Below are 23,631 nucleotides of genomic sequence, written 5' to 3'. Positions count from 1 at the left end.
GTCGGCCGACGCGGACCGGCGGCCCGCACACCCCCGGTCAGGGCCGGCCGGCACGCGGTTCGGTCCGGGCCGCCAGGCGGATGCCCGGCCAGGCCCCCTGCTCGGCGAGCCGGGTCGTCACCTGCACGATGCCGTGCCGGACGACGGACACCGCGTCCCGCGGCTCGTAGTAGTCCGAACCGGCGCACACCGCGATGTGGCGTTCGATCACGGGGTCCACGACCCGCCGCACCATGAGGTCGGGGGTACTGCGCAGCGCCTCGACGCTGGACAGCGGGAGCAGGGCGCAGGCCTCGCCGCTCTCGGCGATGCGCACCATCGTGCCCAGGGACTCCACGTCGGCGGCGATCACGGGCGCCGCGCCGTGTTCGGTGAAGACGCGGTCGATGAGCACGCGCAGGTTGCTGCGCGCCCCGGGGGCGACCAGCGGCACCCGGAGCATGTCGGCCAGGCTGATGTCCCCGTACGCCGCGGTGTCGGCGGCGGCCGCGCCCGTCCCGGCGGACCCGGCGGCCCGGCCGCCCCGGGGTGGCTCCTCGGCGTCCGAGCGCCCGACCAGGTACAGCTCCTCGGAGTACAGCGGCGTCTCGGCCGGCCGGGGCGCCGCGTCGTCGCGGTAGAGGACGGCCAGGTCCATCCGCCCGACCGTGAGCAGCTCCTGGATGTATCCGCTCACCGACTCGAACAGCCGCAGGCGGACCCCCGGGTAGTGCCGTTTCGTCCAGGAGAACAGCGCCGGGGCGAGGTGGACGGCGGCCGCGGTGGGCAGGCCGACGGCCACCGGTCCGCGGATGGCCCGGGGCTCCTTGGCCACGTCCTCGGCGATCTGGTCGAACCGGCGGATGAGCTGCTGGGCGTCCCGGTACAGGGTCCGCCCCGCCGGTGTGGGCACCACCCCGCGGGGGCCGCGCTGCACGAGCCGCACGCCCAGTTCGCTCTCCAGCTGCTTCATCCGCTGGCTGACCGCCGGCTGCGAGACGAACAGCACCGAAGCGGCGCGGGTGAAGCTCCCGCTGTCGATGACCGCGATGAAGTCCCGCAACTGGGCGATGTCCACTGGCTGTCCCCTCGGCCTACACGGTCCGGTCCCTCCCCTCGACGCGCCGCAGCAGTCGGCGGGCGCGTTCCACGACCGGTCGGTCGATCATCTCACCACCGCGCTGAACAGCGCCCCCGTCTCCCGCGGCGAGTACCCCGCGCGCCCATTCCAGCTCGGCGGCGTCGGGGGCGAAGGCGGCGTCCACGGGCGCGACCTGGGCGGGGTGCACGCACAGCTTGCCGCCGAACCCCCAGCGGCGGGCGCGGGCGGCGTCCCGTGCCGCGGCCGTGCCGTCGCGCACGTCCGTGGTGACGCCCTCGACCGGCGGCGGCAGCGAGCACGCCGCCGACCAGCGCACCAGGTCGCTCCGCGACGGGTCGAGCGCGGCGTCGTCGGCGGTGCCCAGGTCCAGGGCCAGGTCGATCCCGCCGAACAGCAGCCGGACCGTCTCGGGGCGGCCCGCGATGCCGGAGAGCTCCACCAACCCGCGGGCGGACTCGATCAGCGGCAGTACCGGCGCCCCGCTCGCCTCGGCCGCGGCCCGCACGTCGTCGCCGGACTCGGCCTTGGGCAGGACGACGGCGTCCGGCCCCAGCTCGCGGCACAGCCGCGCGTCGGCGGCGAACTCCGCGGTGGTGCGCGCGTTGACGCGCACGGCCACGGCGGGCGCGCCGCCGGAGAGGGGACGGGAATCGACGACGCTCGGCCACCCGGCCCGCAGCGCTTCGCGCGCGGCGTCCTTGCCGTCGGCCGGGACGGCGTCCTCCAGGTCGATGATGACGGCGTCGGCGCCGCTGCGCACCGCCTTGGCGAACCGGTCGGGACGGGACGCGGGCACGAACAGCCAGGTGACGGCCGACGTGAGCGCGTCCGCGTGCGCGGCGGCGTCAGTCCGCGGCGCCATCAGACCACCCCGCCCGACCGCAGCTCGCCGGTCTCCTCGGCCGTCATCCCCAGTTCGCCGAGGATGGCGTCGGTGTGCTCGCCGAGGTCGGGGACCGGGTCCATGCGGGGGGCCGGGTCGCGCGGGCCGGGCGGCGCGAGCGCCGGGACCCGACCCGTCGGCGTGTCCACCTCGTGCCAGCGCCCGCGCGCGGCGAGCTGCGGGTGGTTCCACACGTCGGCGAGGCTGTTCACCCGGGCGTAGGCGACCGGGACGTCGGCGAGCAGGGAGGTGGCCTCGTCGCCGTCCAGCTCGGCGAAACGCCGGGCGATGACGGCCCTGAGCGTGTCGCGGTTGGCGCTGCGGGCGGCGTTGGTGGCGTAGTCGGGGTCCTCGGCGAACGCGGGGCGCTCCAGGAAGCGCTCGCAGAACGCGCGCCATTCGCGCTCGTTCTGGATCGCCATCAGGACCACCTGCTCATCGCGCGCGACGAAGGGGCCGTAGGGGTAGATCGTGGCGTGCGCCGCACCGGCGCGCGCCGGCGGCTCCTGGCCGTCGTAGGTGTAGTAGAGCGGGAAGCCCATCCACTCGGCGGTGGCCTCCAGCATCGACACGTCCAGGTGGACGCCCTTCCCGGTGCGTGCGCGTTCGAGCAGCGCGCCCAGGATCGAACTGTAGGCGTACATGCCCGCGGCGATGTCGGAGACCGAGATGCCGACCTTGGCCATCTCCTCCCCGCTGCCCGTCACCGACAGCAGCCCCGACTCACTCTGCACCAGCAGGTCGTAGGCCTTCATCGTCTCGTAGGGGCCGGGGGAACCGTAGCCGGAGATGTCGCAGACGATGAGCCCGGGGTGCCGCGCGTGCAGCTCGGCGGCGCCCAGCCCGGCGCGGGCCGCGGCCCCCGGCGCCAGGTTCTGGATGAAGACGTCGGCGCGGGCCAGCAGCCGGCGCAGCACCTCGTTGCCGCGCGGGTCCTTGATGTCCAGCGTCAGGGACTCCTTGTTGCGGTTGACCCACACGAAGTGCGAGCTCATGCCGTTGACTCGGGAGTCGTAGCCGCGGGCGAAGTCGCCCGTGCCGGGGCGCTCGACCTTGATGACGCGGGCTCCCATGTCGGCCAGGTGGCGGCTGGCGTAGGGAGCGGCGATGGCCTGCTCCAGGGACACGACGGTTACACCGCGAAGCGGCTGCATGGTTTCTTCTCTCCTGCGTGTGTGGGAAGGTCGGGCGCGCCACGGGTGCGGGGGGTGCCGCGAGCCGCGTCCCCCCGGGCCGCCGCGTGCGCGACGGCCCGGAGGGACGGTGGCCGCGGCTCGCGGCGGTGTCCCTGCTAGACGACGAGGCTGATGCCCACGACGATGACCAGCGAGACCACCGAGGCCAGCGAGGTCACGAAGGTCAGCGCCTTGAGCGTGCCCCGGGTGGTCACACCGAGCAGCGACTGGAACATCCAGAAGAAGTTGCTGTTCACGTGGAGCGCGAACAGGGCGCCCGCGCCGATGGACAGCCCCAGGACCGCGGGCGGCAGGTCCAGGCTGCCCATGATCGGGGCGAGGATGCCCGCGGCCGCGATGGCGGCGACGGAGATCGAGCCGATGGCCACGTGCAGCACGGCCGCCACCAGCCAGGCCAGCAGCACCGCGACGAGCGCCGGTGTGCCCGCGTCGGCCGAGAACAGGCCGCCCAGGACCCCTTCGAGCGCCGTCTCGCCGATCACCGCGCCCAGCGAACCGCCCACGCCGGTGACCAGCAGGATCTGCCCGGTGGTGTTGAGTCCCTCGCCCAGCGCGTCGTTGGTGCGCTCGTTGCCCAGCACGCCCCGCGACAGCAGGTAGGCGCCGACCAGGCCGACGAAGAGCGCCAGCACCGGGTCGCCGAAGAAGGCGATCACGGGAGACGTCACGCCCGCGGCCTCGGCGATCGCCCCGGCGGCGATCATGACCAGCGGGACGAGGATGGGCAGCAGGGAGACGTAGAGCGGCGGGGTCCGCGGCGCCGTCTCGGCGACCTTCGCCGTGCCGTCGTCGCCGCCGTCACTGATGCCGCCGCTGCCGCCGGGCGCGGCGCCCACGGGCTGCGCGGCGCCGGCGGACTCGTGGGCGCCGACCGCCACCGGGGCGGCCTCGTCCTTGTCCGGGTTCCAGAACCCGACCTTCAGCAGGAGGCCGTAGAGGAACACGGTGAGCACCGCCGTGGCCAGTCCGACACCGAAGCCGTAGAGCAGCATCGTGCCGAGCGGGACGCCCAGCAGACCGGCGATCGACACGGTTCCCAGACCGGGGATCACGAACACGTAGCCGACGAGGATGCCGGTGCTGAGCGCGCCGCCCATCATGCCGACGCCGTTGCGGCCCAGGCCGGGCGCGGCGGAGCGGGCCAGCGGGGCGGCGAGCACGAGCTGCACGTCCACGTAGATGGACGGGAAGATCGTGCTCAGCACGGAGGCGAGCGCGTAGGGGAGCCGTCTGGGACCGAGCAGTCTCAGCAGCAGCTCCACCAGTTTCTGCAGGGCGCCCATGCGGAACAGCAGCGATCCCAGCAGGACGCCGAATCCGATGAGCAGCCCGACTTCGGTCATGATGTCGCCGAAGCCCTGGGCGATGGTCGAGATGGTCTTCTCGAACCCCAGCCCGGCCGCGAGTCCCAGGTAGATCGACCCGATCACGAGTGCGATCACCGGCTCGACGCGGGCGGCCAGGATCAGCAGCACCACGCCGATAATCGCTATCGCCGTGTGCGCCACGACCAAGGTGTCAGTCATCTGGCTCTTTTCCGTTCAGACCTGATGGGGGGCGGTGTCAGGCTTCGTGTCACTGAGGCGGACCGCGACCGGTCCGGTCTCTCCACCGCCTGAAGCCGCGCGGAAGCGCGGCCGCCTTGGCGGAAACGCTCGCACATCCGCGGTGGAGCGGCGTGAGCGGGTCCGCCCCGGCGTGCTACAGGGCCGTATCGCTGGCGCGTTCTCCCGTGGAGAGCCGAAAACGGCGCCGCGCCGCGCGGCGGCGGATGGACGCGTCGCCCTGTGGTCCGCGCCACAGACCAGACCATGCAACACGAAGTCGGTACCGCCGGGTAGGGGCCCGTCTCCATGGGGCTCATAAGCAGCGCTTATACCGGCGCGGCCACCCCGGATGCCGGGCTGTGCCGATGACTCCGGAACGGGCCGCGGCGGTGCTCAGCGCGGCCGAGGACGGCCGGTGGCAGTCCGGTCAACGGCACGGGCGGCGGACGAGAAGCCGCGCGGCGCGGACCGACGTCCCACTCGCCCCGCTCCCACCCCACCTGGAACGCAGAAAGGGGCCCGCCTTCCGACGAACCCCTCGCTGACCTGCTATTCCTCTGTCGGGACGGCGGGATTTGAACCCACGACCCCTTGACCCCCAGTCAAGTGCGCTGCCAAACTGCGCTACGTCCCGTCCGCTGCGCGAACGCCGTTCCCGGCGCCGCCAACAGGTGAAACTGTATCGCATCCGGCAGGGCTCTCGAACCGGGTACCGGGCCGCGGACGCCGAACGCGAAGGGCCCGCCCAGGGCACCAGCCCATCGACGGGGTCTCCTCGTCCTCGCCCGTGTGCGCGACCTCCGCTCCGGCGCCCCTGCCCTGTCCGCTGCTCCCCCCGGCCCCGGGGCCGCGCGTCGGGGACGGCGGCGCCGTGTCCGCACGGCCGCACCGTCGGTCGTGTCCGCGGACAACCGGGCAGCGGGCGGAACCCGGACGGCGGGGGCGTCCGGTCCCGCCCGGTGCCCGCCCGGTTCCATGCGCCCGCTCGGAATCCGTGCACGCGGACGAAAAGCCTGCACACGACCGGAATCCGCGCGCGTCAGCGGAGGCATCCGGTCCGGATCAGGGACGGCCCGGCCGGGTCACTGGCCGCTGGGCCAGGTCCCCTCCTCACCCGAGTCCTCCTCGACCTCGTGCAGGGGCGTGAGCGCGCGGGTGCGGTCGACGAACACGAAGGCGTCGTAGCGCTCCCCCAGCACGGTCGGCACGTAGTTGCGCAGCCCGTCGCGTCCGGGGTGGTAGATGACGCCGACGGCGCGGTGCGGCAGGACCTCGCCCGCGAACGGATCGACCGCCCCCTCGCCGGTCAGGAGCAGCAGGCCCGTCTCCCCCTCGAACGACTGGTGCAGCAGCGCCTCCACGCTCCCGTGGCGCGCCGCGGGCACCGGCATCGGTTCGGGGGTCTCCCCCCAGGCCCGGGCGGCCATGACCCGGCCCTCGTAGGTGCCGAAGCCGACGAGGACCACGCCCTCGTCGCCGTGGCGCTCACGCACCAACTGCCCCACGTTGACCATGCCCGAGGCGGCCATGTCGGTGGCGCGCGCGTCGCCGACATGGGTGTTGTGCTCCCACACCACGGCCTTGGCTCCGGGCCCGTGGTACTCCATGAGCCGGTCGAGCGTGTCGGCCATGTGGTGGTCGCGGACGTTCCACGACTCGGGGCCGCCGCGCACCAGCGCCCGGTAGTACTGTTCGGCGTCCGCGAGCACCTCGGCGTTCTGGCGCGCGGCGAACTCGGCCAGGTCCTCGGCGGAGGAGGCCTCCCCCGCCCGCTCGCGCAGCCCGGCCAGCAGGCGCACGACCTCCGCCTCGCAACTCTCGGGCACCAGCCGCGTCGCGCGGGCGTAGGCCTGGGGGTCCTCTCCGTAGGGCTGGAAGCAGCGGTAGGCGTTCAGAGCCGGTTCCACCTGCTCGGGCATGTTCTCGCGCAGCCACCCCAGCACCGCGTACAGCGACTCCCACAGGCTGTAGACGTCCAGGCCGAAGAACCCGGCGCGCCGCTCCGGCGCGAGCCCCAGGTTGTGTTCGCGCAGCCACCGGGCGAACTCCAGCACCTCGGTGTTGGCCCACATCCACTGCGGCCACCTGCGGAAGCCCTCCAGGATCCGTCTGGGGTCCTCGGGCGCCCCCGGCGCGCCCACGACGCCGCAGTGCAGCTGCTGGAAGTCGGGCCAGTCGCCCTCCACCGCGACGAAGGAGAAGCCCGCCTCGTCGATCAGCCGCCGGGTCAGTTCCGCCCGCCAGCGGTAGAACTCGGCGGTGCCGTGCGAGGCCTCGCCCAGCAGCACGTAGCGCGCGTCGCCGATCCGCTCCAGGAGCGGGTCCAGCGACCTCGGGCCGGACAGCCGCGGGAGGGCGTCCGGGCCGGTCCCGGGGCTCATCGCTCCGCCTCGCCCAGGATGCCCGCGAACCAGCCGGAGGCGGCGTCGGCCACCTCCTCCAGCGCACCCGGTTCCTCGAACAGGTGGGTGGCGCGGGGGACGACGTGGATCCGGTGCGGAGCGCTGAGCCGGTCGGCCGCGTCCTCGTTGAGCCGCAGGACCTCGGTGTCCGCGCCGCCGACGATGAGCAGCGTGGGGGCGCGCACGACCTGGAGCGCCTCGGTGCCCGCGAGGTCGGGGCGGCCGCCGCGCGAGACCACCGCGGCGACCAGGTCGGGGCGCTCGGCCGCGGTCCTCAGCGCGGCGGCGGCGCCGGTGCTGGCGCCGAACAGGCCGATGGGCGTCCCCGCGGTGTCCTCGTGTCCGGCCAGCCAGTCCACGGTGCCGGTGAGCCGCCGGGTGAGCAGGTCGATGTCGAAGCGCTGCCGCCCGGTCGCGCTGTCGGCGCGCTCCTCCTCCGGGGTGAGCAGGTCCAGCAGGAGCGTGGCGACCCCGACCCGGTTGAGCTCCTCGGCGACGGCCCGGTTGCGCGGGCTGTGGCGTGAGCTCCCGCTGCCGTGCGCGAAGGCCACGACCGCGGTCGCCCCGGGGAACACGGCCAGCCGCCCGTCGAGCAGCGCGTCCGGCGTGCGTACCGTCACGTCGACGGCGGTCATGGTCCTCTCCCTTCGTGGGGGTCGGCCTCCCGTGCGGTGCGCCGACCCGGTGTCGTCCGCCGCGTGCGCGGCGGCCGGTGACGGTCAGGGGCGGCCGGGAGGGCCGTCTCCGGGACCGCCGGAGCCGTGGGAACCCGGGCCGCCGGGTTCTCCGGGCCCTCGGGGAAGCCTCACCAGCAGGCCGCGCACCTCGTCATCGGTGACCTGGGGAAACCTCGCGTACCAGAGGCTGACCGCGCCGAAGTCCGGCGGTGTCTCCAGGCAGACGACCCGGTCGCAGACGCCGGAGAGCGCGCGGACGGCTTCGGGCGCGCCCACGGGGACGGCCAGCGTCAGGGACGCGGGGCGCCGGGTGAGCACCGAGGTCAGCGCCGCCCTGGCGCTCATCCCGGTGGCCAGGCCGTCGTCGACCACCACGACGTCGTATCCGGTGACCTCGGGCTCGGGGTCCTCCCCCCGGTAGGCCAGCAGCCTGCGCCGCGCCTCGGCCTGCTGGGCCCCGACCATCTCGGCCAGGCGTCCCTCGGGGATGCCCAGCAGGTCCAGCGCCCTCTGGTCGAACAGCGCGGGGCCCTCGGCCGTGGTCGCCCCGATCGCCGTCTCCGGGCTGCCGGGGGCGGGGATCTTGCGCGCGACCACGATGTCCAGCGGCACGCCGAGGGCGTCGGCGACGGGCCTGGCCACGGGGACGCCGCCCCGGGGCAGGGCCAGCACGCGCGGGCGCGGTCCCGCCCGCTCCGCCACCGCGCGGGCGAGCCGCTCGCCCGCCTCTCGCCGGTCCCGAAACACGTGTGCCACCTCACCCGGTCGCGTCGTCTGGATCCCGTGGCGCGACGGCCCGCGTCCGCGCGGTTCGGCGGCGCGCCGGCCGTGTGGTGAGCGCTACCCCGGCGCCTTCGGCGCACACATGGCGCGGACCGGGCGCGCGCTACCCGCCCAGGGTGCCGTCGAGGCGCTCGACCACGCAGAACTCGTTGCCCTCGGGGTCGGCCAGGACCGCCAGCAGGTGGCCGTCCTCCTCGTAGGCCGGGCGCAGCACCTCCGCGCCCAGCGCGCGCACCCGCCCGACCTCCGCGTCCAGGTCGTGGACGACCAGGTCCAGGTGCATCCGGTTCTTGCCGGAGCGGGGCTCGGGCACCTTCTGGAGGACCAGGTCGGGCCAGCGCCCGCCCGGGTCCTTCAGCGCGAGGTAGACCGGGTGCTGGCCCTCCTCGCGCTCGAAGCCCAGCGCGGCGCACCAGAAGTCGGCGGCGGCATGGAGGTCGTTGGTGTCGAGTACGCAGACCAGGCGCACGTGGCGCTCCCCTCGGTTCGCCGTGCGGCCCGCGGCCGCGGGCCGCACGGCCACCCTACGACGCGGGCCCGCGACTCCGGGAGACCCCGCAGCGCCGGTGCGGAACGCCGGGGTCGGCAGTCGCCGCGACGACGCGAAGCCCGTCCGCGCGGAAGGTGGTCTCGCGTCCGTCCGCGCGGCGGCCTCGGGCCGCGGGGGTCAGTGCGCGGTTCCGGGGACGAGCAGGCCCTCGGCCTCCAGGTCCGCCCACAGGTCCTCGGGGACAGGGGCGGACAGGAGGCGGGCGTCGTGCGTGATCTCCCCGGCCGAGCGGGCCCCCACCAGGACCCCGGCCACCGCCGGGTGGCGCGCGCAGAAGGCCATCGCCGCCTGGGGCAGGCCGACCCCGTGGCGGCGGGCCACCGCGGCGATCCGCAGCGCCCGGTCGCGCAGCGGCCCGGGGGCGGCCGCGTAGTCGTAGGTGGCGTCGGCGGAGGGCTCGTCCACGGCCAGGATCCCGCTGTTGAACACTCCGGCCGCGATCACCGACACCCCCGCGCGCAGGCAGGCAGGGAGCATCGTGGCCGCCGCCCCCTGGTCCAGCAGCGTGTACCTGCCCGCGAGCAGCACGGCGTCCACGTCGGTCTCCACGGCGAAGCGCTCCAGCATGCGCGCCTGGTTCATGCCCGCGCCGATCGCGCCGACCACGCCCTGGTCGCGCAGCTCGTGCAGGGCCGGGTAGGCCTCACCGACCGCCTGCTCCCAGTGGTGGTCGGGGTCGTGCAGGAGCACCACGTCCACCCGGTCCAGGCCCAGCCGCTCCAGGCTCTGTTCCAGGGAGCGGCGCACCCCGTCGGCGCTGAAGTCCCATCGCCGCCCGTACGCGGCGGGAACGGCGAAGCCCTGGTCGTCCCACCGCCCGGCGCGGTGCGGGGTGGGCTCCAGCAGGCGGCCGACCTTGGTCGAGACCGCGTACTGCTCGCGGGGCAGACCGGCCAGGGCGCGGCCCAGGCGGCGCTCGGCCAGGCCCAGGCCGTAGTGGGGAGCGGTGTCGAAGTAGCGCACGCCCGCCTCCCACGCCGCCAGGACCGTCGCGGCCGCGGCCTCCTCGTCCACCTCCCGGTAGCCGCCGTTGCCGAGCGGGGCGGTGCCCAGCCCGAGGGGACTGAGCTCCACCGAGGACCCGCCCAGCCGGACCCGCGTACCGGGACTGCGTTCCATTCCCTGACTCCCCCTCCGCATGGGCCGATGACGGCGAATGGTCGACCCACCGTCACCGGGAAAAGGTTTTACCCGGCTTCCACAACGATTACCGAATACGGTGAGCCACTGCCGCCACCCCTCTCATTACCACCGGAGAACCGTGACAGGGAAGGCCCTCTTTCTGGCCGAAAAAGGCACGGAGCGCACACCAGAGCAGCCATGAAGCGGCAAGTCAACCCGTTTTCCACCTGCACATTCACCTAAACCAAAGGGAAAACGGGGGAACCGTTCCCGCACATTCTCATGTGATGCACACCACCTAAAACAAAAGAGCGGGACGTGGTAAATTCTCCGTATTGGAACGAGGTGTTTAAAACCAGAGCCCCTCCCTCACGCGCCTTCTCCGCCCCCGGAGGCGTCCGTCAAGCACCACCCAGCTGACGAAGGGCACCACGGATGAACATGCAGACCCCCCATGCGCACCCGCCCGACCTCCGCTCGGTCATGCGCCTGTTCCCCACCGGCGTGGCGGTCCTGACCTCGGGCAGCGGAGCCGAGGCCGTGGCCACCACGGTGAACTCGCTGATCTCCGTCACCCTGGACCCTCCCACGGTCCTGGTCTCCCTTCACGAGACCTCCCGCGCCGGCAGGGTCGTGGACGCCACCGGAGGCTTCTGCCTGAGCCTGCTCTCCGGCGGCCAGGAGACGCACGCACGGCTGTTCGCCGCCTCCGACAAACCCCGCGGCGAGGCCCTGGGCCCCTACTTCACCACCACCCCCTCGGGCTGCCTCGTCCTGCGGGGCGCCCTGGGCGGGCTCACGTGCGAGACCACCTCCGTCCGCCAGGAGGGCGACCACCGCATGTACACCGGGCGGGTCAGCGCCACCCACCTGGGCGACCCCGCGGACGGCGCGCTCCTGTTCCACCAGGGGCGGATGGTAACGGCGTGAACCCCGTGCTGCGCGCGGTGCGCGGCGGCACCGGTGTCGCCGGTGACACCCGCGAGGCGATCGCCGCGGCGACCCTGGCCATGGTCCGCGGGGTCCTCGACCGCAACGGGCTCTCCCCCGCCGACGTGGCGTGCCTGTGGTTCACCGTGACCCCCGACCTGACGGCGGACGTCCCGCCGCTGGTCCTGCGCGAGCACCGCCTGCTCGACGACGTCCCGGCGCTGTGCGCCGCCGAGCCCGTCTGGGACGGCGCACCACGCCGCACCGTCCGCGTGATGGCGCTGGCGCGCGTGGAGCCCGGACACGAGGTCCGCCACGTCTACCTCGACGGCGCCACACGCGACCGCCCCTGAGACGCCACCGCCCCCACCCCCACCGACGACCGCAGCCGGGGAGACCGCTGTGACCGACCACGCCCTGTCCGACCTCCGCAGACGGGTCAGCTCCGTGCTGGGCCCCGACACCGACCACGTCCTGGGCCCCGCGCCCGGGCACGCCAACGTCTCCGGCTTCGCCACACGCGACACACTGGCCGTGCTGCGCCCCACCCGCGCCGAGCAGGTCCCCGCACTCCTGCGGGCCCTGGACGACGCCGACGCCCCCTCCCTGTACGCGGTCTCCACCGGCCGCAACTGGGGCCTGGGCTCGCGCGAGCCGGTCGGGGACGGCGCCGTACGCCTCGAACTGCACGGACTGGACCGCGTCCGCCGCGTCGACACCGACGCGGGCTGGGCGGTGATCGAGGCCGGAGTGACCCAGCGCCAGTTGTCGGAGCAGCTGGCCGGTACCGGCCGCATGCTCAACGTCACCGCCTCCTCCGCGCACACCAGCGTCCTGGGCAACGCCCTGGACCGGGGCGTGGGGCTGCGCCGCCAGCGCGTCCACGACCTCGTCGGCCTGGAGGTGGTCCTGCCCGGGGGCGAGGTGGCGCGCGTGGGCTGGTGGCCCGGCGAGGGGGGCGGCGCGCCCAACCCCCACGGGCTCGGACCCTCCCCGCTGCACCTGTTCACCCAGTCCGACCTCGGCGTCGCCGTCGCGGGGGTGGTGCGCCTCCCCGTGCGCCCCGAGGTCCAGCGGGTACTGCGCCTGACCTTCGGCCCCGCCGACCTCGGCGCGGCGGTGGACGTCTTCCGCCGCTGGCAGGGCCAGGGCCTCTTCCAGGGGGTCCTCAAGGTCTACGACACCACCTCCGCCTCCTCCTACGGCACCGCCGCCTCCCCCGGATACCTGGCGCACCTGAGCGTCGGAGGCACCGCCGAGTCCGTGGAGGCCCTGCTCGCGGTCCTGGCCGCCGAGGCCGGGGCCGCCAAGCTGTTCACCTCCGTGCTGCGCTCCGACCAGGACCCGCCCGAGCCCTCCGACGTGGTCTCGCGCGTGGTCGAGGCCGGGTACGCGGGCGACGTCTCCCACCACGAGGAGATGCTGCGCTCGGCCGTGGGCCGGAGCGCGGCGGACGTGGACACCCGGGGCGGCGGCTGGATCTTCTTCCTGCCGCTGGTCCCCTACACCGGCCGGGACGTGACCGCCGCGCTCGCGCTGCTCGACTGGGTGCACACGCGCACCGGGCTGCGCCCGGGAGCCACCGTCAACGCCCTGGACCCCGACGTGGTGGACCTGGTGGTCTCGCTGCGCTTCGACCGGTCCGACCCGGACGAGACCGAGCGCGCCCACCTCGGGCTGGACCTGCTCCACGAGTCCTTCGCGTCCGCGGGATACCTGCCCTACCGGCTCGACGTGGACCACGCGTCCCGGACCGACTTCCTCGGCGACCCCGCCTCCCGTGCCCTGATCCGCACGATCCGCACCGTCCTGGACCCGCGCGACGTGATCGCGCGCGGCCGCTACTCCTGACCGACGATGACCACGGAGAGGAACACCCCCTGATGAGCACGTCCCTGGCCACGGGCACGGCCCCCACCGCCACCGCCGACACAACCGTTCCCAACAGCTTCGAGGAGATCCACGCCGCGGTCGTGGCCCTCCAGCCCCTGTTCAGGGAGCACTCCGCCCGCATCGAGGAGCACCGCAGGCTTCCCGCCGACGTCGTGGAGCTGCTGCGCGGCGCCGGCGTCTTCCGCGCCGCGGCGCCCGCCTCCTGGGGCGGCCCCGGCCTGACCTCGGTCGAGCAGGCCCGCGTGGTCGAGGCCGCGGCCTACGGGGACGTCTCCGTGGGCTGGTGCGCCATGATCGGCATGGACTCGGGCATCTACTCGGGCTTCATCGACCAGGACACGGCCCGGCGGGTCTACCCGTCCCTGGACCTGGCCCAGTCCGGCTGGATCTTCCCGCAGGGCAACGCGCGCCGGGTCGAGGGCGGCTACCTCGTCTCGGGCCGGTGGCGGTTCGGCTCGGGGATCACCCACTGCGACGTGCTCGCCGCCGGGTGCACCGTGCGCGACGACGAGGGCGAGCCCGTCATCGACCCCCGCACCGGCAAGCCCGAGTGGCGGATCGCGCTGGCCTCGCCCGACGAGTACGAGATCGTCGACACCTGGCACACCACGGGCCTGGCCGGCTCGGGGTCGCTGGACTACACGGTCGAGGAGCTGTTCGTGCCCGAGGAACGCACCTTCGCCTTCAACCGTCCGGTGCGCACCGGACCGCTGCACGACGCCCCCGACGCGATCCTGCGCAAGATGTCCGGCGTACCACTGGGCCTGGCCCGTGCCGCCCTGGACCACGTGCGCGGCCTGGCGCCGGGCCGCGTCGACCGCGAGACCGGCCTCCCCTGGCCCGCGGACCACCGCGTGCAGCAGGCCGTGGCCCAGATGGAGATGGAGCTGACCGCCGCCCGCGCGTCCGTGTACTCCACCCTGGAACGCCAGTGGGAGGCCCTGGAGCTGGGAAGCGAGCGCGACGTCGACGCCCGCGCGGAGACCGCGCTGGCCCGATACCACGCCTTCCGCACGGCGCGCTCGATCGTGCACCGGCTGTTCGACCTGGTGGGCGGCGCGTCGGTCTACCGCGACCGGTCCCCGATGGACCGCTGGCTGCGCGACGCCAACACCATGTGCCAGCACGCCGTGGCCCAGGACTCCATCCTCCAGCTCACCGGGAACATCCTGCTGGGCGGCGAGTCGACCTCGCCCTTCCTGTGAGACCCCGCCCCGCGCCACGGACCATCCCCCACGCACAAGGAGCAGTGATGCCCGAGACCGCACGCGTCGTCCTCTTATCCGAGGTCAACTCCAAACTCGGTTCCCCCTTCCTCGACATGCTCCACCACCACCCCCTGATCGACCTCGCCGCCGTCGTGACCAGTCCCCCGGGCAAGGTGTGCGACTACTTCGTCAGCGACGACCAGCAGGTGGACCTGGAGGGCCGGGCCGAGCGCCTCGGCGTCCCGGTCCTGCGCCCCAGGAGCGTGAACTCCCCCGACACGGTGGAGGCGCTGCGGGCGATGGCCCCCGACTACCTGATCGTGGGCAACTTCCAGCAGGTGCTCAAGGCCGACCTGCTGTCGGTCCCCCGCGTCACCTCGGTCAACTTCCACCCCAGCCCGCTGCCCCGCTACGCCGGTCTGGCGCCCTTCTACTGGATGGTGCGCAACGGCGAGACCGAGGGCGCGGTGACCGCGATCGAGATGGCCGAGGGACTGGACACCGGGGCCATCCTCGCCCAGCACGCCACCCCGCTGACCGGCCGGGAGACCGCCCTGGAGCTGCGCACCATCCAGGAGCGGGCCAACGTCCTGATGCTGCTCGACCTGATCCCGAGCCTGGCCCGGCGGACGCTGACCCGCGTACCGCAGGACCCCTCGGAGCGGACCTACTTCACCCGGCCGGGCGCCGACCAGTACCGGCTGGACTTCACCTACACCGCGCACAAGGTCTCCTGCCACGTACGCGCCGGCTACCGGCACCCGGGCGCGTTCGCCCAGACCCCCCAGGGCGAGACGGTCACCATCCTCTCCGTCACCGGCGGCGGCCCCGTCCCGGACGGGCCTCCGGTGCCCGGCCTGGTGCGCACCTCCCCCGAGGGGGTGTTCGTGGGCTGCCGGGACGCCTGGCTGCGCGTGCTCACCATCGACCAGGACGGGCAGGAGACGCCCGCCCAGGCCGGAAGGGTGCTCAGCGACGGGCGGGTGCTGTCCGCCTCCGCAGCCCCGGAGCGCAAGGGGGCCCCGGTATGAGCGTGCCCGAGGAACTGCTCACCACGCCCGCGCCCGAGCCGGGGGTCGTGTTCCGCGCCCGCGGCGAGGGCACGACCGTGTGGCTCAACGGCGACGTGTACACGGTCAAGGCCTCGGGGGACGAGTCGCGGGGCGCGATGACGCTCATCGAGGCGTCCGTCCCGCCGGGGGGCGGGCCGCCGCTGCACACGCACGACGTCGAGGACGAGGCGTTCTACGTCCTGGACGGGGAGCTGGAGATCTACGCCGGTGAGCGCACCTTCCGTGCCCGGGCCGGGGACTACGTGTTCATCCCGCACGGGACCGTCCACGGGTTCCGCAACACCGGCACGCACCCGGCTCGCCAGCTGCTGATCTTCACCCCCGGGGGCTACGAGCGCTTCTTCCTGGAGGCGGGCTCCCCGGTCGTGGCCGCGCGCCCGGCGCCGCCCCGCGACCCGGCCGACGACGGCAGGATCAACGACGTCGGCGAGAAGTACGGGTCCATCCAGATCCAGTTCACACGGGGGGAGGCCGCCGACACGCGCGCCGACCTCACCCACCACACCGGCACGGAGCGGGAGAGCAGGGTATGAGCGGCGTCCTCGATGGCAGGCGGGCACTGGTGACCGGCGGAGGCCGCGGGATCGGGGCGGCCATCGCCCTGCGTCTGGCCCGCGACGGGGCGGCGGTGGCGATCAGCTACCACTCCGACGCCGAGTCGGCCGCGGCCACCGCCGCGGCCATCGCCGAGCGGACCGGCGGCAAGGCGGTGATCGTGCAGGCCGACACGGGCGACGCCCGGGACGCGGAGCGGGTCGTGGACGAGGCCGCCGAACTGCTGGGCGGCCTGGACATCCTGGTCAACAACGCGGGGATACTGGACCCCTCCTCCGCCGTGATCGACGACCTGGACCCGGCGGTCGCCGGTCGCGTGCTCGACGTCAACGTGCGCGGCCCCCTGCTGGCCTCCCGCGCGGCGGCGCGCCACCTGGGCGAGGGCGGCCGGATCGTCAACCTCGGCTCCTGTGTGGGCGAGCGCGTCCCGGGCGCCGGATACACGGTCTACGCCACCTCCAAGGCCGCGATCACCGGTATGACCAAGGCGCTGGCCCGTGACCTCGGGCCGCGCGGGATCACGGTGAACGAGGTGGCCCCGGGCGCCACCGACACCGACATGAACCCGCAGGACGGACCCAACTCCGCGCCCCAGAAGGAGGCGTCGCCGCTGGGCAGGTTCGCGACGCCGGAGGAGGTCGCCGACGCGGTCGCCTACCTGGTCTCCCCGTCCGCGGGGTTCACCACGGGCGCCCGGCTGGGTGTGGACGGTGGTCGCAACGCCTGACCGGGCGCGGGCCGCCGGGACCGCCGGCGGCCCGCACGCCTCTCACGGATCCCCGATTTTTTGTGACGTTCCATCCATAAAATGGTACCGTCTGGATCATGGGGAGACCACGCCAGTTCGACGAGGAGCAGGTGGTCCGGGCGGCCTGTCGCGAGTTCTGGGCCAAGGGGTTCGACGGGACCTCCACGGCCGACCTGTGCCAGGCGACCGGACTGACCCGCAGCAGCCTCTACAACACCTTCCACTCCAAGGAGCACCTGTTCCGACGGGCGCTCTCCTACTACGTCACCACCATGACCGCGCGTCAGGGGTCCGTGCTGGACTCCACCAAGGGCAGCGGGCTGGACCGGATCGGTTCGCTGCTGACCGTGATCGTGGAGGACGAGACCGACAACCGGGAGAACGGCCGCGGGTCGGGATGCTTCACCGTCAACACCATCACCGCGGTGGCCTCGCGCAACCCGGGTATCGCCCAGGTGGTGGAGGCGGACCTGCACAAGCGCCTGTCCTCACTGCGCCTGACCGTCATGGACGGCCAGCTCGACGGTTCGATCGCCGCCGACCGGGACCCCGGCGACCTGGCCTGGTACGTGACCTCCCTCATCTCCGGGATGAGGGTCGCGGCCCAGTCGGGCGCCGGGAGAACGGCGCTGGAGGGCATCGCCTCCACCGGGATCGAGGCACTCAGGCCCTGATCCCGGGACCGACCGACCAACGCCCCCGACCAGCACGACCGCGCTGACTCCCTGACCCGCGTCGGCGCGGCCGCGTGCCCGCGTGCGTCTCCCCGTGCGCCCTAGTTTTGGTCTGATCAATTCAAAACTCAAAGGAAGCTCCGATGCCCAAGTCCGTCTACCTCATGGCGCTCGGCATCTTCGCCATGGTCACCAGCGAGCTGCTCGTCGGTGGACTCATGCCGCAGATGTCCGAGGACCTGGGGGCCACCATCCCGCAGATCGGCTACCTCATCACCGCGTTCGCACTGGCGATGGCGCTCGGCGGGCCGCTGGCGACCCTGTCGGTGCTCCGGCTGCGCACGAACCACGCCCTGATGGTGCTCTTCGCCATCTTCTTCGTCGGCAACGCGCTGGCCGCCCTCTCCACCTCCTACTGGCCCATGCTCGTGGCCCGCGTGATCACCGGAGCGGCAGCCGGAGCCTTCTTCGGCGTCGCCCTGTCGGCGGTCGCGCAGGTCACCGCGCCGCACCTGCGCGGGCGCGCCACCGGTGTGGCCCTCCAGGGCCTCATGGTGGGCACCCTGCTCGGCCTGCCGCTGTCCACGCTCATCGGCGGCCAGTTCGGCTGGCGCGCCGCCTTCGCCGCCGTCGGCGTGCTGACCGTGGTCGTGGCCGTGGCCACCATGCTCGCGCTGCCGCGCCTGGAGAAGGCCGAGGAGGCCGGGGCCCTGCGCTCCGAGCTGGAGGTGTTCCGCCGCCCGCGCCTGTGGACGATCATGGCCACCTCCACGCTCATCATCGGCGCCACCTTCGCGGCGTTCTCCTACTTCACGCCGATCCTCACCGAGGTCACCGGGTTCTCCCGCGACATCGTGCCGCTGCTGCTCCTGGGCTACGGCGGGGCGACGGTCATCGGCAACATCGTGGTCGGCCGCCTGGCCATGTCCCACACCGTGACCGTCATCGTGGCCGGTCTGGCGCTCAACACGGTCTTCCTGGGCGTCTTCGCCCTCTTCGCGGACCTGCCGGTCCCCGCCCTGCTGGCGATGGCGGGCATCGGCCTGGTGGGCATCACGCTGAACCCCGCGATGATCACCCGCGTCCAGCGCGCCGGGAACCCGCGCGCCCTGGTCAACACCGTGCACTCCTCGTTCATCACCATGGGCGTGGTCGTCGGCTCCTGGGTCGGCGGCATGGGCATCGACGCCTTCGGCCTGCGCGCACCGCTGTGGGTCGGCGTCGGCCTGGCCCTGCTCGCGCTGCTGGCCATGGTGCCCGCGGCCCTGACCGCGCGCAGGGTGGGCCACGAGGCCACCGACCTGTACGTGCCGCCCCCGGCCGCGCCGCGGCCGGTCGAGGAGGACCGGGCCGCCCACCCCACGGGAGCCTGACACGGACCGGGTGCCGCCTCCCGGACCCGGGGCGGCACCCCCTTCTTTCCTCCCCCCGCCCCACCACCGCCACCGGACCGCCCGCGCCTCCTCGGCCCCGTCCCCGCCGAGCCCCGCCACCGCCCCGTGCCGCCCCTCCCCACCACCCCCTTGTGAGGCATGGACACCATGAACCCCGAGCAGAGCACGACCACCGTGGACGACTGGCGTTCCCTACCCGCCGAACAGCAGCCCGACTGGCCCGACCCTGAAGCCCTCTCCGACGCGCTCACCGACCTGGCCTCCTACCCGCCGCTGGTCTTCGCGGGCGAGTGCGACCAGCTCAGGGCCCGCCTGGGCGCCGTGGCGCGCGGAGAGGAGTTCCTCCTCCAGGGGGGCGACTGCGCCGAGGCCCTCGACGGCGTCTCCGCCGACCAGATCAGGAACAAGCTCAAGACGCTCTTCCAGATGGGCGCCGTGCTCACCTACGCGGGCTCCGTCCCCGTGGTGAAGGTGGGCCGCATCGCCGGGCAGTACGGCAAGCCGCGTTCCAGCCCCACCGAGACCCGTGGCGGGGTGAGCCTGCCCTCCTACCGCGGCGACGCCGTCAACGGACGCGCGTTCACCGCCCGCGACCGGCGCCCCGACCCCGAGCGGCTCAAGCGCGCCTACCACGCCTCCGCGGCGACCCTGAACCTGGTGCGCGCCTTCACCACCGGCGGCTACGCCGACCTGTCCCAGGTGCACGCCTGGAACCGCGACTTCGTCCGCGACTCCCCCGCCGGTCGGCGCTACGAGCGCCTGGCCCGCGAGATCGACAACGCGCTGGCGTTCATGCGGGCGTGCGGGGTCACCGACGCCGAGGCGGTGCGCACCACCGAGTTCTACTCCTCCCACGAGGCCCTGCTGCTGGACTACGAGACGGCGCTGACCCGCGTGGACTCGCGTACCGGCGGACTCTACGCCGTGTCCGGGCACATGGTCTGGATCGGCGAGCGCACGCGGCGGTTGGACGGGGCGCACGTGGAGTTCGCCTCGCGCATACGCAACCCGGTCGGGGTCAAGCTCGGCCCGGGCGCCGAACCCGACGATGTGCTGGCGCTGGTGGACAGGCTCGACCCCGACCGCGAGCCCGGACGGCTGACCCTCATCACGAGGATGGGCGCCGGGCGCGTCCGCGACCGGCTTCCCGCGCTGGTGGAGAAGGTCACGGCGTCCGGTGCGCGGGTCGCGTGGGTGTGCGACCCCATGCACGGCAACACCTTCACCGCCGGCAGCGGGCACAAGACCCGGCGCTTCGACGACGTCCTGGACGAGGTGCGGGGCTTCTTCGAGGTCCACCACGCCCTGGGCACCCACCCCGGCGGCATCCACGTGGAGCTGACCGGCGACGACGTGACCGAGTGCGTGGGCGGCGGGAGCCGCATCGGCGTGGACGACCTGCGGCGCCGGTACGAGACCGCCTGCGACCCGCGCCTGAACCGCAGCCAGTCCCTGGACCTGGCCTTCCTGGTCGCCGAAGTGTTGGGAGAGGCCCGCCGGGCGAAGGAGGCGCGCCGATGAACGTGTGCGCGGTACGCGGAGCGGTGCAGCTGGACCGCGACGAGAGGGAGCACCTGCTCGCGGGGGTCCGCGAGCTGCTCACCAAGGTCCTGGACGCCAACGGCATCGGCAGCGAGGACCTGGTGAGCATCCTGTTCACCTCCACCTCGGACCTGGTGAGCGCCTTCCCGGCGGAGGCGGCGCGCGAGCTGGGGCTGCTGGACGTGCCCCTGATGTGCGCGCGGGAGCTGGACGTGTCCGGGGCGCTGCCCCGGACGGTGCGCCTGATGGTGCACGCGCGCAGCGGCCTGGCCCGCGCGGACGTCCAGCACGTCTACCTGGGCGGAGCCGCGTGCCTGCGCGAGGACCTGGAGGGCGGTGCGCAGTGATCCGCACCATGGCGGTGGTCGGCACGGGACTCATCGGAACGTCCGTGGCGCTGGCCGCGGGACGGCACGGGGTCGCCGTCCACCTGATGGACCGGGACCCCGCCGCGGCCCGCACCGCCGCCGCGCTGGGCGCCGGAACGGTCGGCGCCCCGGCCGAGGCGGTGGACCTGGCCGTGATCGCGGTGCCGCCCAGCATGGTCGGCGCCGTCCTGGCCGAGCAGCAGCTGCGCGGCCTGGCCCGGGCCTACACGGACGTGGCCAGCGTGAAGTCCGCGCCCGGCCGGGACGTGCTGAGCGCCATCGCGGACCCGGCGACGTTCATCGGCGGCCACCCCCTGGCCGGCCGGGAGCGGGCGGGTCCCCTCGCGGCCCGCGCGGACCTGTTCGAGGGCCGCACCTGGGTTCTCACACCGACGGCGGCCACCGCGCGACCAGTGCTCAACCGGGCGCTGGAGATGATCTGCCTGTGCGGCGCGGTCCCGGTGATGATGGACAGCCAGGCCCACGACGACGCGGTGGCGCTGACCTCGCACGCACCGCACGTGGTGGCGAGCCTCATGGCGGCGCGGTTGCGCGGCGGGGCCGAGGAGGCCTTCCGCCTGGCCGGGCAGGGGTTGCGCGACACCACCCGCGTCGCGGGCGGCGACCCCCGGCTGTGGACCGACATCCTGCGCGCCAACTCCGGGCCGCTGGTCGGGGTGCTGCGCGACCTGCACGAGGACCTGTCACTGGTGCTGGCCTCCCTGGACGTGCTCTCCCGCTCCGGTCCGGGGCAGGGCGCGCGCGAGACGGGCCGGGTGCGCGACCTGCTGGACCGGGGTTCCCAGGGCCTGGGACTGCTCCGCGAGCAGCCGCCGGGCGGGGCGCGTCTGCGGGTGGCGGTGGAGGAGGCCCCCGGAGAGCTGGCACGGCTGCTGGCGGTGCTGGACGAGTCCGGCGTCACCGCCGACGACGTGTCCGCCTCCTGGGACCAGGACACCCTGACGGCGGAGTTCGCGGCACCGGCCACCGCCGCCGGGCCGCTGCTGAGGCGGCTGGGGGCGGAGGGCTGGACGGCCGGGTACGCGGACCTGGCGACGGACTCCGAGGTCGGCGCCCTGCGCTGAGGGCTCCCCCGGGCCGCCCCCGCCCGCTCCCCGGAGACCGCCCCGCCGGGGAGCGGGCGGGGGACCTGGACATCCGCCACCACCTGGAGCACGCACCCCGCCCTTTATGTCTTGACAGTTATATAACCGTATAGGCATACTCGGTGTATGCCCGATCTGTTCGCCGTCCTGGCCGAGCCCAGCAGGCGCCGCATCCTGGACGCGCTGCGCCGCGGCGAGGGCCTGCTCGTCAAGGAGCTGGTCGCCGGACTGGGCATGAGCCAGCCCAACGTCTCCAAGCACCTGCGCGTGCTGCGCACCGCCGGACTGGTCTCCGAGACCGCCGAGCGGCAGGGGCGGCGCTACCGCCTGCGGGCCGAGGCGCTGCGCGACCTGGACGACTGGCTGCGCCCCTACCGGGCGTTCTGGACGGACCGGCTGGACGAACTGGGCGACTACCTGGACTCCACGCATCCACAGGAGGGGCGGCAGCCATGAGCACCGAGGTCCGCGTCGACACGAGCACGCCGGGCGCACCCGTACTGCGCTTCACCCGCCGCTACCCGCACCCGCTGCCGACCGTCTGGGCCGCGCTGACCACCGACGAGGCGCTCAGCCGGTGGTTCCCCTGCCGGGTGGCGATCGACGCGCGCGAGGGCGGCGCGCTCACGTTCACCTTCCCCGGAGAGGAACCGGAGACCGCGCCGATCACCGAGTTCGCGCCGCCGCACGTCCTGGCCTTCCACTGGGACGGCGAGGACCTGCGCTGGACCCTGGAGGAGGACGGCGACGGGTGCGTGCTGCGCCTGTCCAACACCGTCGCCGACCCGGCCTGGACGGCCAACACCGCGGCCGGGTGGGACCTGTGCCTGCGCGCGCTCGCCGCCGTGCTGGACGGACGCGCGGAGCGGACGCAGGCCGGTCCCGACGAGGCGCTCATCGCGCACTACCGCCAGACTCTGGCCGCGGACTGACACACCGCGACCTCGCACCTCGCGGCGGGGTCGGGCGGCCGGGACCAGCCACGGGTACGAGACCACCGGGGCCAGGACCCCTCGGGGAACACCGGTAACGCTTCCGGCCAGCCCGCCGGGTGCCCGTCTCAGGAGGAGCGCGTGAGGAGGACGGGGCGGGGGCTGACCGCGAGGATCCGCGAGCTGACGCTGCCCAGGACGAGTTTGGGAATCCCCGCCCGGGCGCGGCTGGCGAGCACCGCCAGGGCGCCGGGGCGGCGGTGGAGCAGCCCGGTGATGTCGCCCGCCGGGTCGGCGCCGGTCAGCACGGTCGTCCGCACCGCCAGGCCGTCCGCCTCCAGCCTCCGCGCGGCCCCCGACAGCCGCGCCTCGGCCACGGCCGCCCCGCCGGGCGAGGCCACGTGCACCAGCTCCACCTCCAGTCCGAGCTGGCGGGCCCACCCCTGTCCCAGGGCGAGGGTGTCGGCGTCGCGGGAACCGCCGTCCAGGCACACGAGGGCGCGGCCACCGGCCCCGCCTCCCTCGTCACACAGGTATCCGGGACCTATCATGAGCACCGGGGCTGCGGCCTGGCGCAACACGTGTCCGGTGACGCTGCCCGCCACCAGGCGTGAGAACCGGTCCCGGTCGTGGGTGGCCATGCACACGACCGTTCCGGGCTGCTCGGCGACCGCGTCGACGATCACGTCCCCCGGCCAGCCGGAGCCGACCATGGACACCTCGACGCGGTCGTAGTCCAGGCCCGCGGCGACCGCGTCGACGTCCTCGGCCCACGCGCGGTTCACGCGGTCGCGCACGGTCAGCAGTTCCAGGGGGACCCGCAGGACGCGGGCGGCGCGCAGCGCGGGGCCCAGGGCGGCCGCCGCACCGGCGGTGCCGTCCAGGGGCACCAGGAACCGGGTGATGGAGCGGGCGGGGGCCCGTGCGGTGCCGTCCTCACCACCGGCGGCCATCGGCACTCCCCCCT

General features: G+C 74.0%; 24 protein-coding genes and 1 tRNA gene. 14 read left to right on the top strand and 11 right to left on the bottom strand.

Features of this window, described 5'->3' with window-relative positions; genetic code table 11:
* Window positions 1-37: 37 nt before the first annotated feature.
* The 10 genes from UIS43_RS27785 to UIS43_RS27740 all read right to left on the bottom strand — a co-directional run bounded on the left by UIS43_RS27785 (window position 38) and on the right by UIS43_RS27740 (window position 10,238).
* Window positions 38-1,057 (bottom strand): LysR substrate-binding domain-containing protein, encoded by a 1,020-nt coding sequence (locus UIS43_RS27785; protein WP_071621731.1) that lies wholly within the window; start codon window positions 1,055-1,057, stop codon window positions 38-40.
* A gap of 16 nt (window positions 1,058-1,073) precedes the next feature.
* Window positions 1,074-1,943, bottom strand: coding sequence for a CoA ester lyase (locus UIS43_RS27780; protein WP_370012109.1), 870 nt, complete (start codon window positions 1,941-1,943; stop codon window positions 1,074-1,076).
* Window positions 1,943-3,118 (bottom strand): CaiB/BaiF CoA transferase family protein, encoded by a 1,176-nt coding sequence (locus UIS43_RS27775; RefSeq protein WP_370012108.1) that lies wholly within the window; start codon window positions 3,116-3,118, stop codon window positions 1,943-1,945. The genes UIS43_RS27780 and UIS43_RS27775 overlap by 1 nt, the downstream gene beginning before the upstream one ends.
* 137 nt (window positions 3,119-3,255) lie before the next feature.
* Entirely contained in the window at window positions 3,256-4,686 is a 1,431-nt protein-coding gene (locus UIS43_RS27770; RefSeq protein WP_370012107.1) for a GntP family permease, read from the bottom strand.
* 581 nt (window positions 4,687-5,267) lie between these two features.
* Window positions 5,268-5,341: transfer RNA gene (locus UIS43_RS27765), tRNA-Pro, on the bottom strand.
* A 448-nt stretch (window positions 5,342-5,789) separates the two neighbouring features.
* A complete protein-coding gene (locus UIS43_RS27760) occupies window positions 5,790-7,088 on the bottom strand; it encodes an erythromycin esterase family protein (RefSeq protein WP_013152239.1) in 1,299 nt (432 codons plus the stop codon).
* Complete coding sequence (locus UIS43_RS27755; protein ID WP_071621728.1) at window positions 7,085-7,744, bottom strand: dienelactone hydrolase family protein; 660 nt, start codon at window positions 7,742-7,744, stop codon at window positions 7,085-7,087. Before UIS43_RS27755 ends, UIS43_RS27760 begins: the two co-directional genes overlap by 4 nt.
* Before the next feature lie 84 nt (window positions 7,745-7,828).
* Window positions 7,829-8,533, bottom strand: coding sequence for a phosphoribosyltransferase (locus tag UIS43_RS27750; RefSeq protein ID WP_013152237.1), 705 nt, complete (start codon window positions 8,531-8,533; stop codon window positions 7,829-7,831).
* A 139-nt stretch (window positions 8,534-8,672) separates the two neighbouring features.
* Window positions 8,673-9,038, bottom strand: a complete 366-nt coding sequence (locus UIS43_RS27745; protein WP_358171564.1) for a VOC family protein — start codon at window positions 9,036-9,038, stop codon at window positions 8,673-8,675.
* A gap of 198 nt (window positions 9,039-9,236) precedes the next feature.
* The gene (locus UIS43_RS27740) at window positions 9,237-10,238 is read right to left on the bottom strand and encodes an aldo/keto reductase (RefSeq protein ID WP_013152235.1); all 1,002 of its coding nucleotides are present in this window, start codon (window positions 10,236-10,238) and stop codon (window positions 9,237-9,239) included.
* A 438-nt stretch (window positions 10,239-10,676) separates the two neighbouring features.
* On the opposite strand from UIS43_RS27740, the gene UIS43_RS27735 reads away from it, so the two are divergent.
* The 14 genes from UIS43_RS27735 to UIS43_RS27670 all read left to right on the top strand — a co-directional run bounded on the left by UIS43_RS27735 (window position 10,677) and on the right by UIS43_RS27670 (window position 22,664).
* Window positions 10,677-11,171, top strand: coding sequence for a flavin reductase family protein (locus UIS43_RS27735; RefSeq protein ID WP_370012105.1), 495 nt, complete (start codon window positions 10,677-10,679; stop codon window positions 11,169-11,171).
* Complete coding sequence (gene aroH / locus UIS43_RS27730) at window positions 11,168-11,524, top strand: chorismate mutase (RefSeq protein WP_013152233.1); 357 nt, start codon at window positions 11,168-11,170, stop codon at window positions 11,522-11,524. The genes UIS43_RS27735 and aroH (UIS43_RS27730) overlap by 4 nt, the downstream gene beginning before the upstream one ends.
* 49 nt (window positions 11,525-11,573) lie before the next feature.
* On the top strand, window positions 11,574-13,022 hold the full coding sequence (locus UIS43_RS27725) for an FAD-binding oxidoreductase (RefSeq protein WP_013152232.1): 1,449 nt from the start codon (window positions 11,574-11,576) through the stop codon (window positions 13,020-13,022).
* Between the two features lie 32 nt (window positions 13,023-13,054).
* Window positions 13,055-14,269: an acyl-CoA dehydrogenase family protein gene (locus UIS43_RS27720; RefSeq protein ID WP_013152231.1), complete on the top strand. Its 1,215-nt coding sequence runs from the start codon at window positions 13,055-13,057 to the stop codon at window positions 14,267-14,269.
* 47 nt (window positions 14,270-14,316) lie between these two features.
* On the top strand, window positions 14,317-15,303 hold the full coding sequence (locus UIS43_RS27715; RefSeq protein ID WP_358456306.1) for a formyltransferase family protein: 987 nt from the start codon (window positions 14,317-14,319) through the stop codon (window positions 15,301-15,303).
* Window positions 15,300-15,878, top strand: coding sequence for a quercetin 2,3-dioxygenase (locus tag UIS43_RS27710; RefSeq protein WP_013152229.1), 579 nt, complete (start codon window positions 15,300-15,302; stop codon window positions 15,876-15,878). Before UIS43_RS27715 ends, UIS43_RS27710 begins: the two co-directional genes overlap by 4 nt.
* Window positions 15,875-16,627, top strand: coding sequence for an SDR family oxidoreductase (locus tag UIS43_RS27705; RefSeq protein WP_013152228.1), 753 nt, complete (start codon window positions 15,875-15,877; stop codon window positions 16,625-16,627). Before UIS43_RS27710 ends, UIS43_RS27705 begins: the two co-directional genes overlap by 4 nt.
* 98 nt (window positions 16,628-16,725) lie before the next feature.
* Window positions 16,726-17,322, top strand: a complete 597-nt coding sequence (locus UIS43_RS27700; protein ID WP_013152227.1) for a TetR/AcrR family transcriptional regulator — start codon at window positions 16,726-16,728, stop codon at window positions 17,320-17,322.
* Between the two features lie 143 nt (window positions 17,323-17,465).
* Complete coding sequence (locus tag UIS43_RS27695) at window positions 17,466-18,695, top strand: MFS transporter (protein WP_013152226.1); 1,230 nt, start codon at window positions 17,466-17,468, stop codon at window positions 18,693-18,695.
* Between the two features lie 159 nt (window positions 18,696-18,854).
* Window positions 18,855-20,237 (top strand): class II 3-deoxy-7-phosphoheptulonate synthase, encoded by a 1,383-nt coding sequence (locus UIS43_RS27690; protein ID WP_370012104.1) that lies wholly within the window; start codon window positions 18,855-18,857, stop codon window positions 20,235-20,237.
* Window positions 20,234-20,605, top strand: a complete 372-nt coding sequence (aroH, locus tag UIS43_RS27685) for a chorismate mutase (protein ID WP_013152224.1) — start codon at window positions 20,234-20,236, stop codon at window positions 20,603-20,605. The genes UIS43_RS27690 and aroH (UIS43_RS27685) overlap by 4 nt, the downstream gene beginning before the upstream one ends.
* Window positions 20,602-21,711 carry a prephenate dehydrogenase gene (locus UIS43_RS27680; protein ID WP_013152223.1) on the top strand — a complete coding sequence of 370 codons (1,110 nt, stop codon included), beginning with the start codon at window positions 20,602-20,604 and terminating at the stop codon, window positions 21,709-21,711. The genes aroH (UIS43_RS27685) and UIS43_RS27680 overlap by 4 nt, the downstream gene beginning before the upstream one ends.
* A gap of 147 nt (window positions 21,712-21,858) precedes the next feature.
* A complete protein-coding gene (locus tag UIS43_RS27675; RefSeq protein ID WP_013152222.1) occupies window positions 21,859-22,188 on the top strand; it encodes a helix-turn-helix transcriptional regulator in 330 nt (109 codons plus the stop codon).
* A complete protein-coding gene (locus UIS43_RS27670) occupies window positions 22,185-22,664 on the top strand; it encodes an SRPBCC family protein (protein WP_013152221.1) in 480 nt (159 codons plus the stop codon). Before UIS43_RS27675 ends, UIS43_RS27670 begins: the two co-directional genes overlap by 4 nt.
* Before the next feature lie 128 nt (window positions 22,665-22,792).
* Here UIS43_RS27670 and UIS43_RS27665 read toward each other — a convergent pair whose 3' ends face one another.
* A complete protein-coding gene (locus UIS43_RS27665; protein WP_013152220.1) occupies window positions 22,793-23,617 on the bottom strand; it encodes a universal stress protein in 825 nt (274 codons plus the stop codon).
* Window positions 23,618-23,631: the final 14 nt, after the last annotated feature.

Source organism: Nocardiopsis sp. LDBS0036 (assembly GCF_041228755.1).
GTDB lineage: Bacteria > Actinomycetota > Actinomycetes > Streptosporangiales > Streptosporangiaceae > Nocardiopsis > Nocardiopsis dassonvillei.
This window is presented reverse-complemented; position numbering and strand designations above follow the sequence as displayed.

Excerpts from the sequence above, each read along its gene's own strand:
- UIS43_RS27780 (WP_370012109.1), bottom strand. The coding sequence starts at position 1,943 with ATGGCGCCGCGGACTGACGCCGCCGCGCACGCGGACGCGCTCACGTCG.
- UIS43_RS27775 (WP_370012108.1), bottom strand. The coding sequence starts at position 3,118 with ATGCAGCCGCTTCGCGGTGTAACCGTCGTGTCCCTGGAGCAGGCCATC.
- UIS43_RS27770 (WP_370012107.1), bottom strand. The coding sequence starts at position 4,686 with ATGACTGACACCTTGGTCGTGGCGCACACGGCGATAGCGATTATCGGC.
- UIS43_RS27760 (WP_013152239.1), bottom strand. The coding sequence starts at position 7,088 with ATGAGCCCCGGGACCGGCCCGGACGCCCTCCCGCGGCTGTCCGGCCCG.
- UIS43_RS27755 (WP_071621728.1), bottom strand. The coding sequence starts at position 7,744 with ATGACCGCCGTCGACGTGACGGTACGCACGCCGGACGCGCTGCTCGAC.
- UIS43_RS27740 (WP_013152235.1), bottom strand. The coding sequence starts at position 10,238 with ATGGAACGCAGTCCCGGTACGCGGGTCCGGCTGGGCGGGTCCTCGGTG.
- UIS43_RS27735 (WP_370012105.1), top strand. The coding sequence starts at position 10,677 with ATGAACATGCAGACCCCCCATGCGCACCCGCCCGACCTCCGCTCGGTC.
- UIS43_RS27720 (WP_013152231.1), top strand. The coding sequence starts at position 13,055 with ATGAGCACGTCCCTGGCCACGGGCACGGCCCCCACCGCCACCGCCGAC.
- UIS43_RS27715 (WP_358456306.1), top strand. The coding sequence starts at position 14,317 with ATGCCCGAGACCGCACGCGTCGTCCTCTTATCCGAGGTCAACTCCAAA.
- UIS43_RS27710 (WP_013152229.1), top strand. The coding sequence starts at position 15,300 with ATGAGCGTGCCCGAGGAACTGCTCACCACGCCCGCGCCCGAGCCGGGG.
- UIS43_RS27705 (WP_013152228.1), top strand. The coding sequence starts at position 15,875 with ATGAGCGGCGTCCTCGATGGCAGGCGGGCACTGGTGACCGGCGGAGGC.
- UIS43_RS27700 (WP_013152227.1), top strand. The coding sequence starts at position 16,726 with ATGGGGAGACCACGCCAGTTCGACGAGGAGCAGGTGGTCCGGGCGGCC.
- UIS43_RS27695 (WP_013152226.1), top strand. The coding sequence starts at position 17,466 with ATGCCCAAGTCCGTCTACCTCATGGCGCTCGGCATCTTCGCCATGGTC.
- UIS43_RS27690 (WP_370012104.1), top strand. The coding sequence starts at position 18,855 with ATGGACACCATGAACCCCGAGCAGAGCACGACCACCGTGGACGACTGG.
- aroH (WP_013152224.1), top strand. The coding sequence starts at position 20,234 with ATGAACGTGTGCGCGGTACGCGGAGCGGTGCAGCTGGACCGCGACGAG.
- UIS43_RS27675 (WP_013152222.1), top strand. The coding sequence starts at position 21,859 with ATGCCCGATCTGTTCGCCGTCCTGGCCGAGCCCAGCAGGCGCCGCATC.
- UIS43_RS27670 (WP_013152221.1), top strand. The coding sequence starts at position 22,185 with ATGAGCACCGAGGTCCGCGTCGACACGAGCACGCCGGGCGCACCCGTA.
- UIS43_RS27665 (WP_013152220.1), bottom strand. The coding sequence starts at position 23,617 with ATGGCCGCCGGTGGTGAGGACGGCACCGCACGGGCCCCCGCCCGCTCC.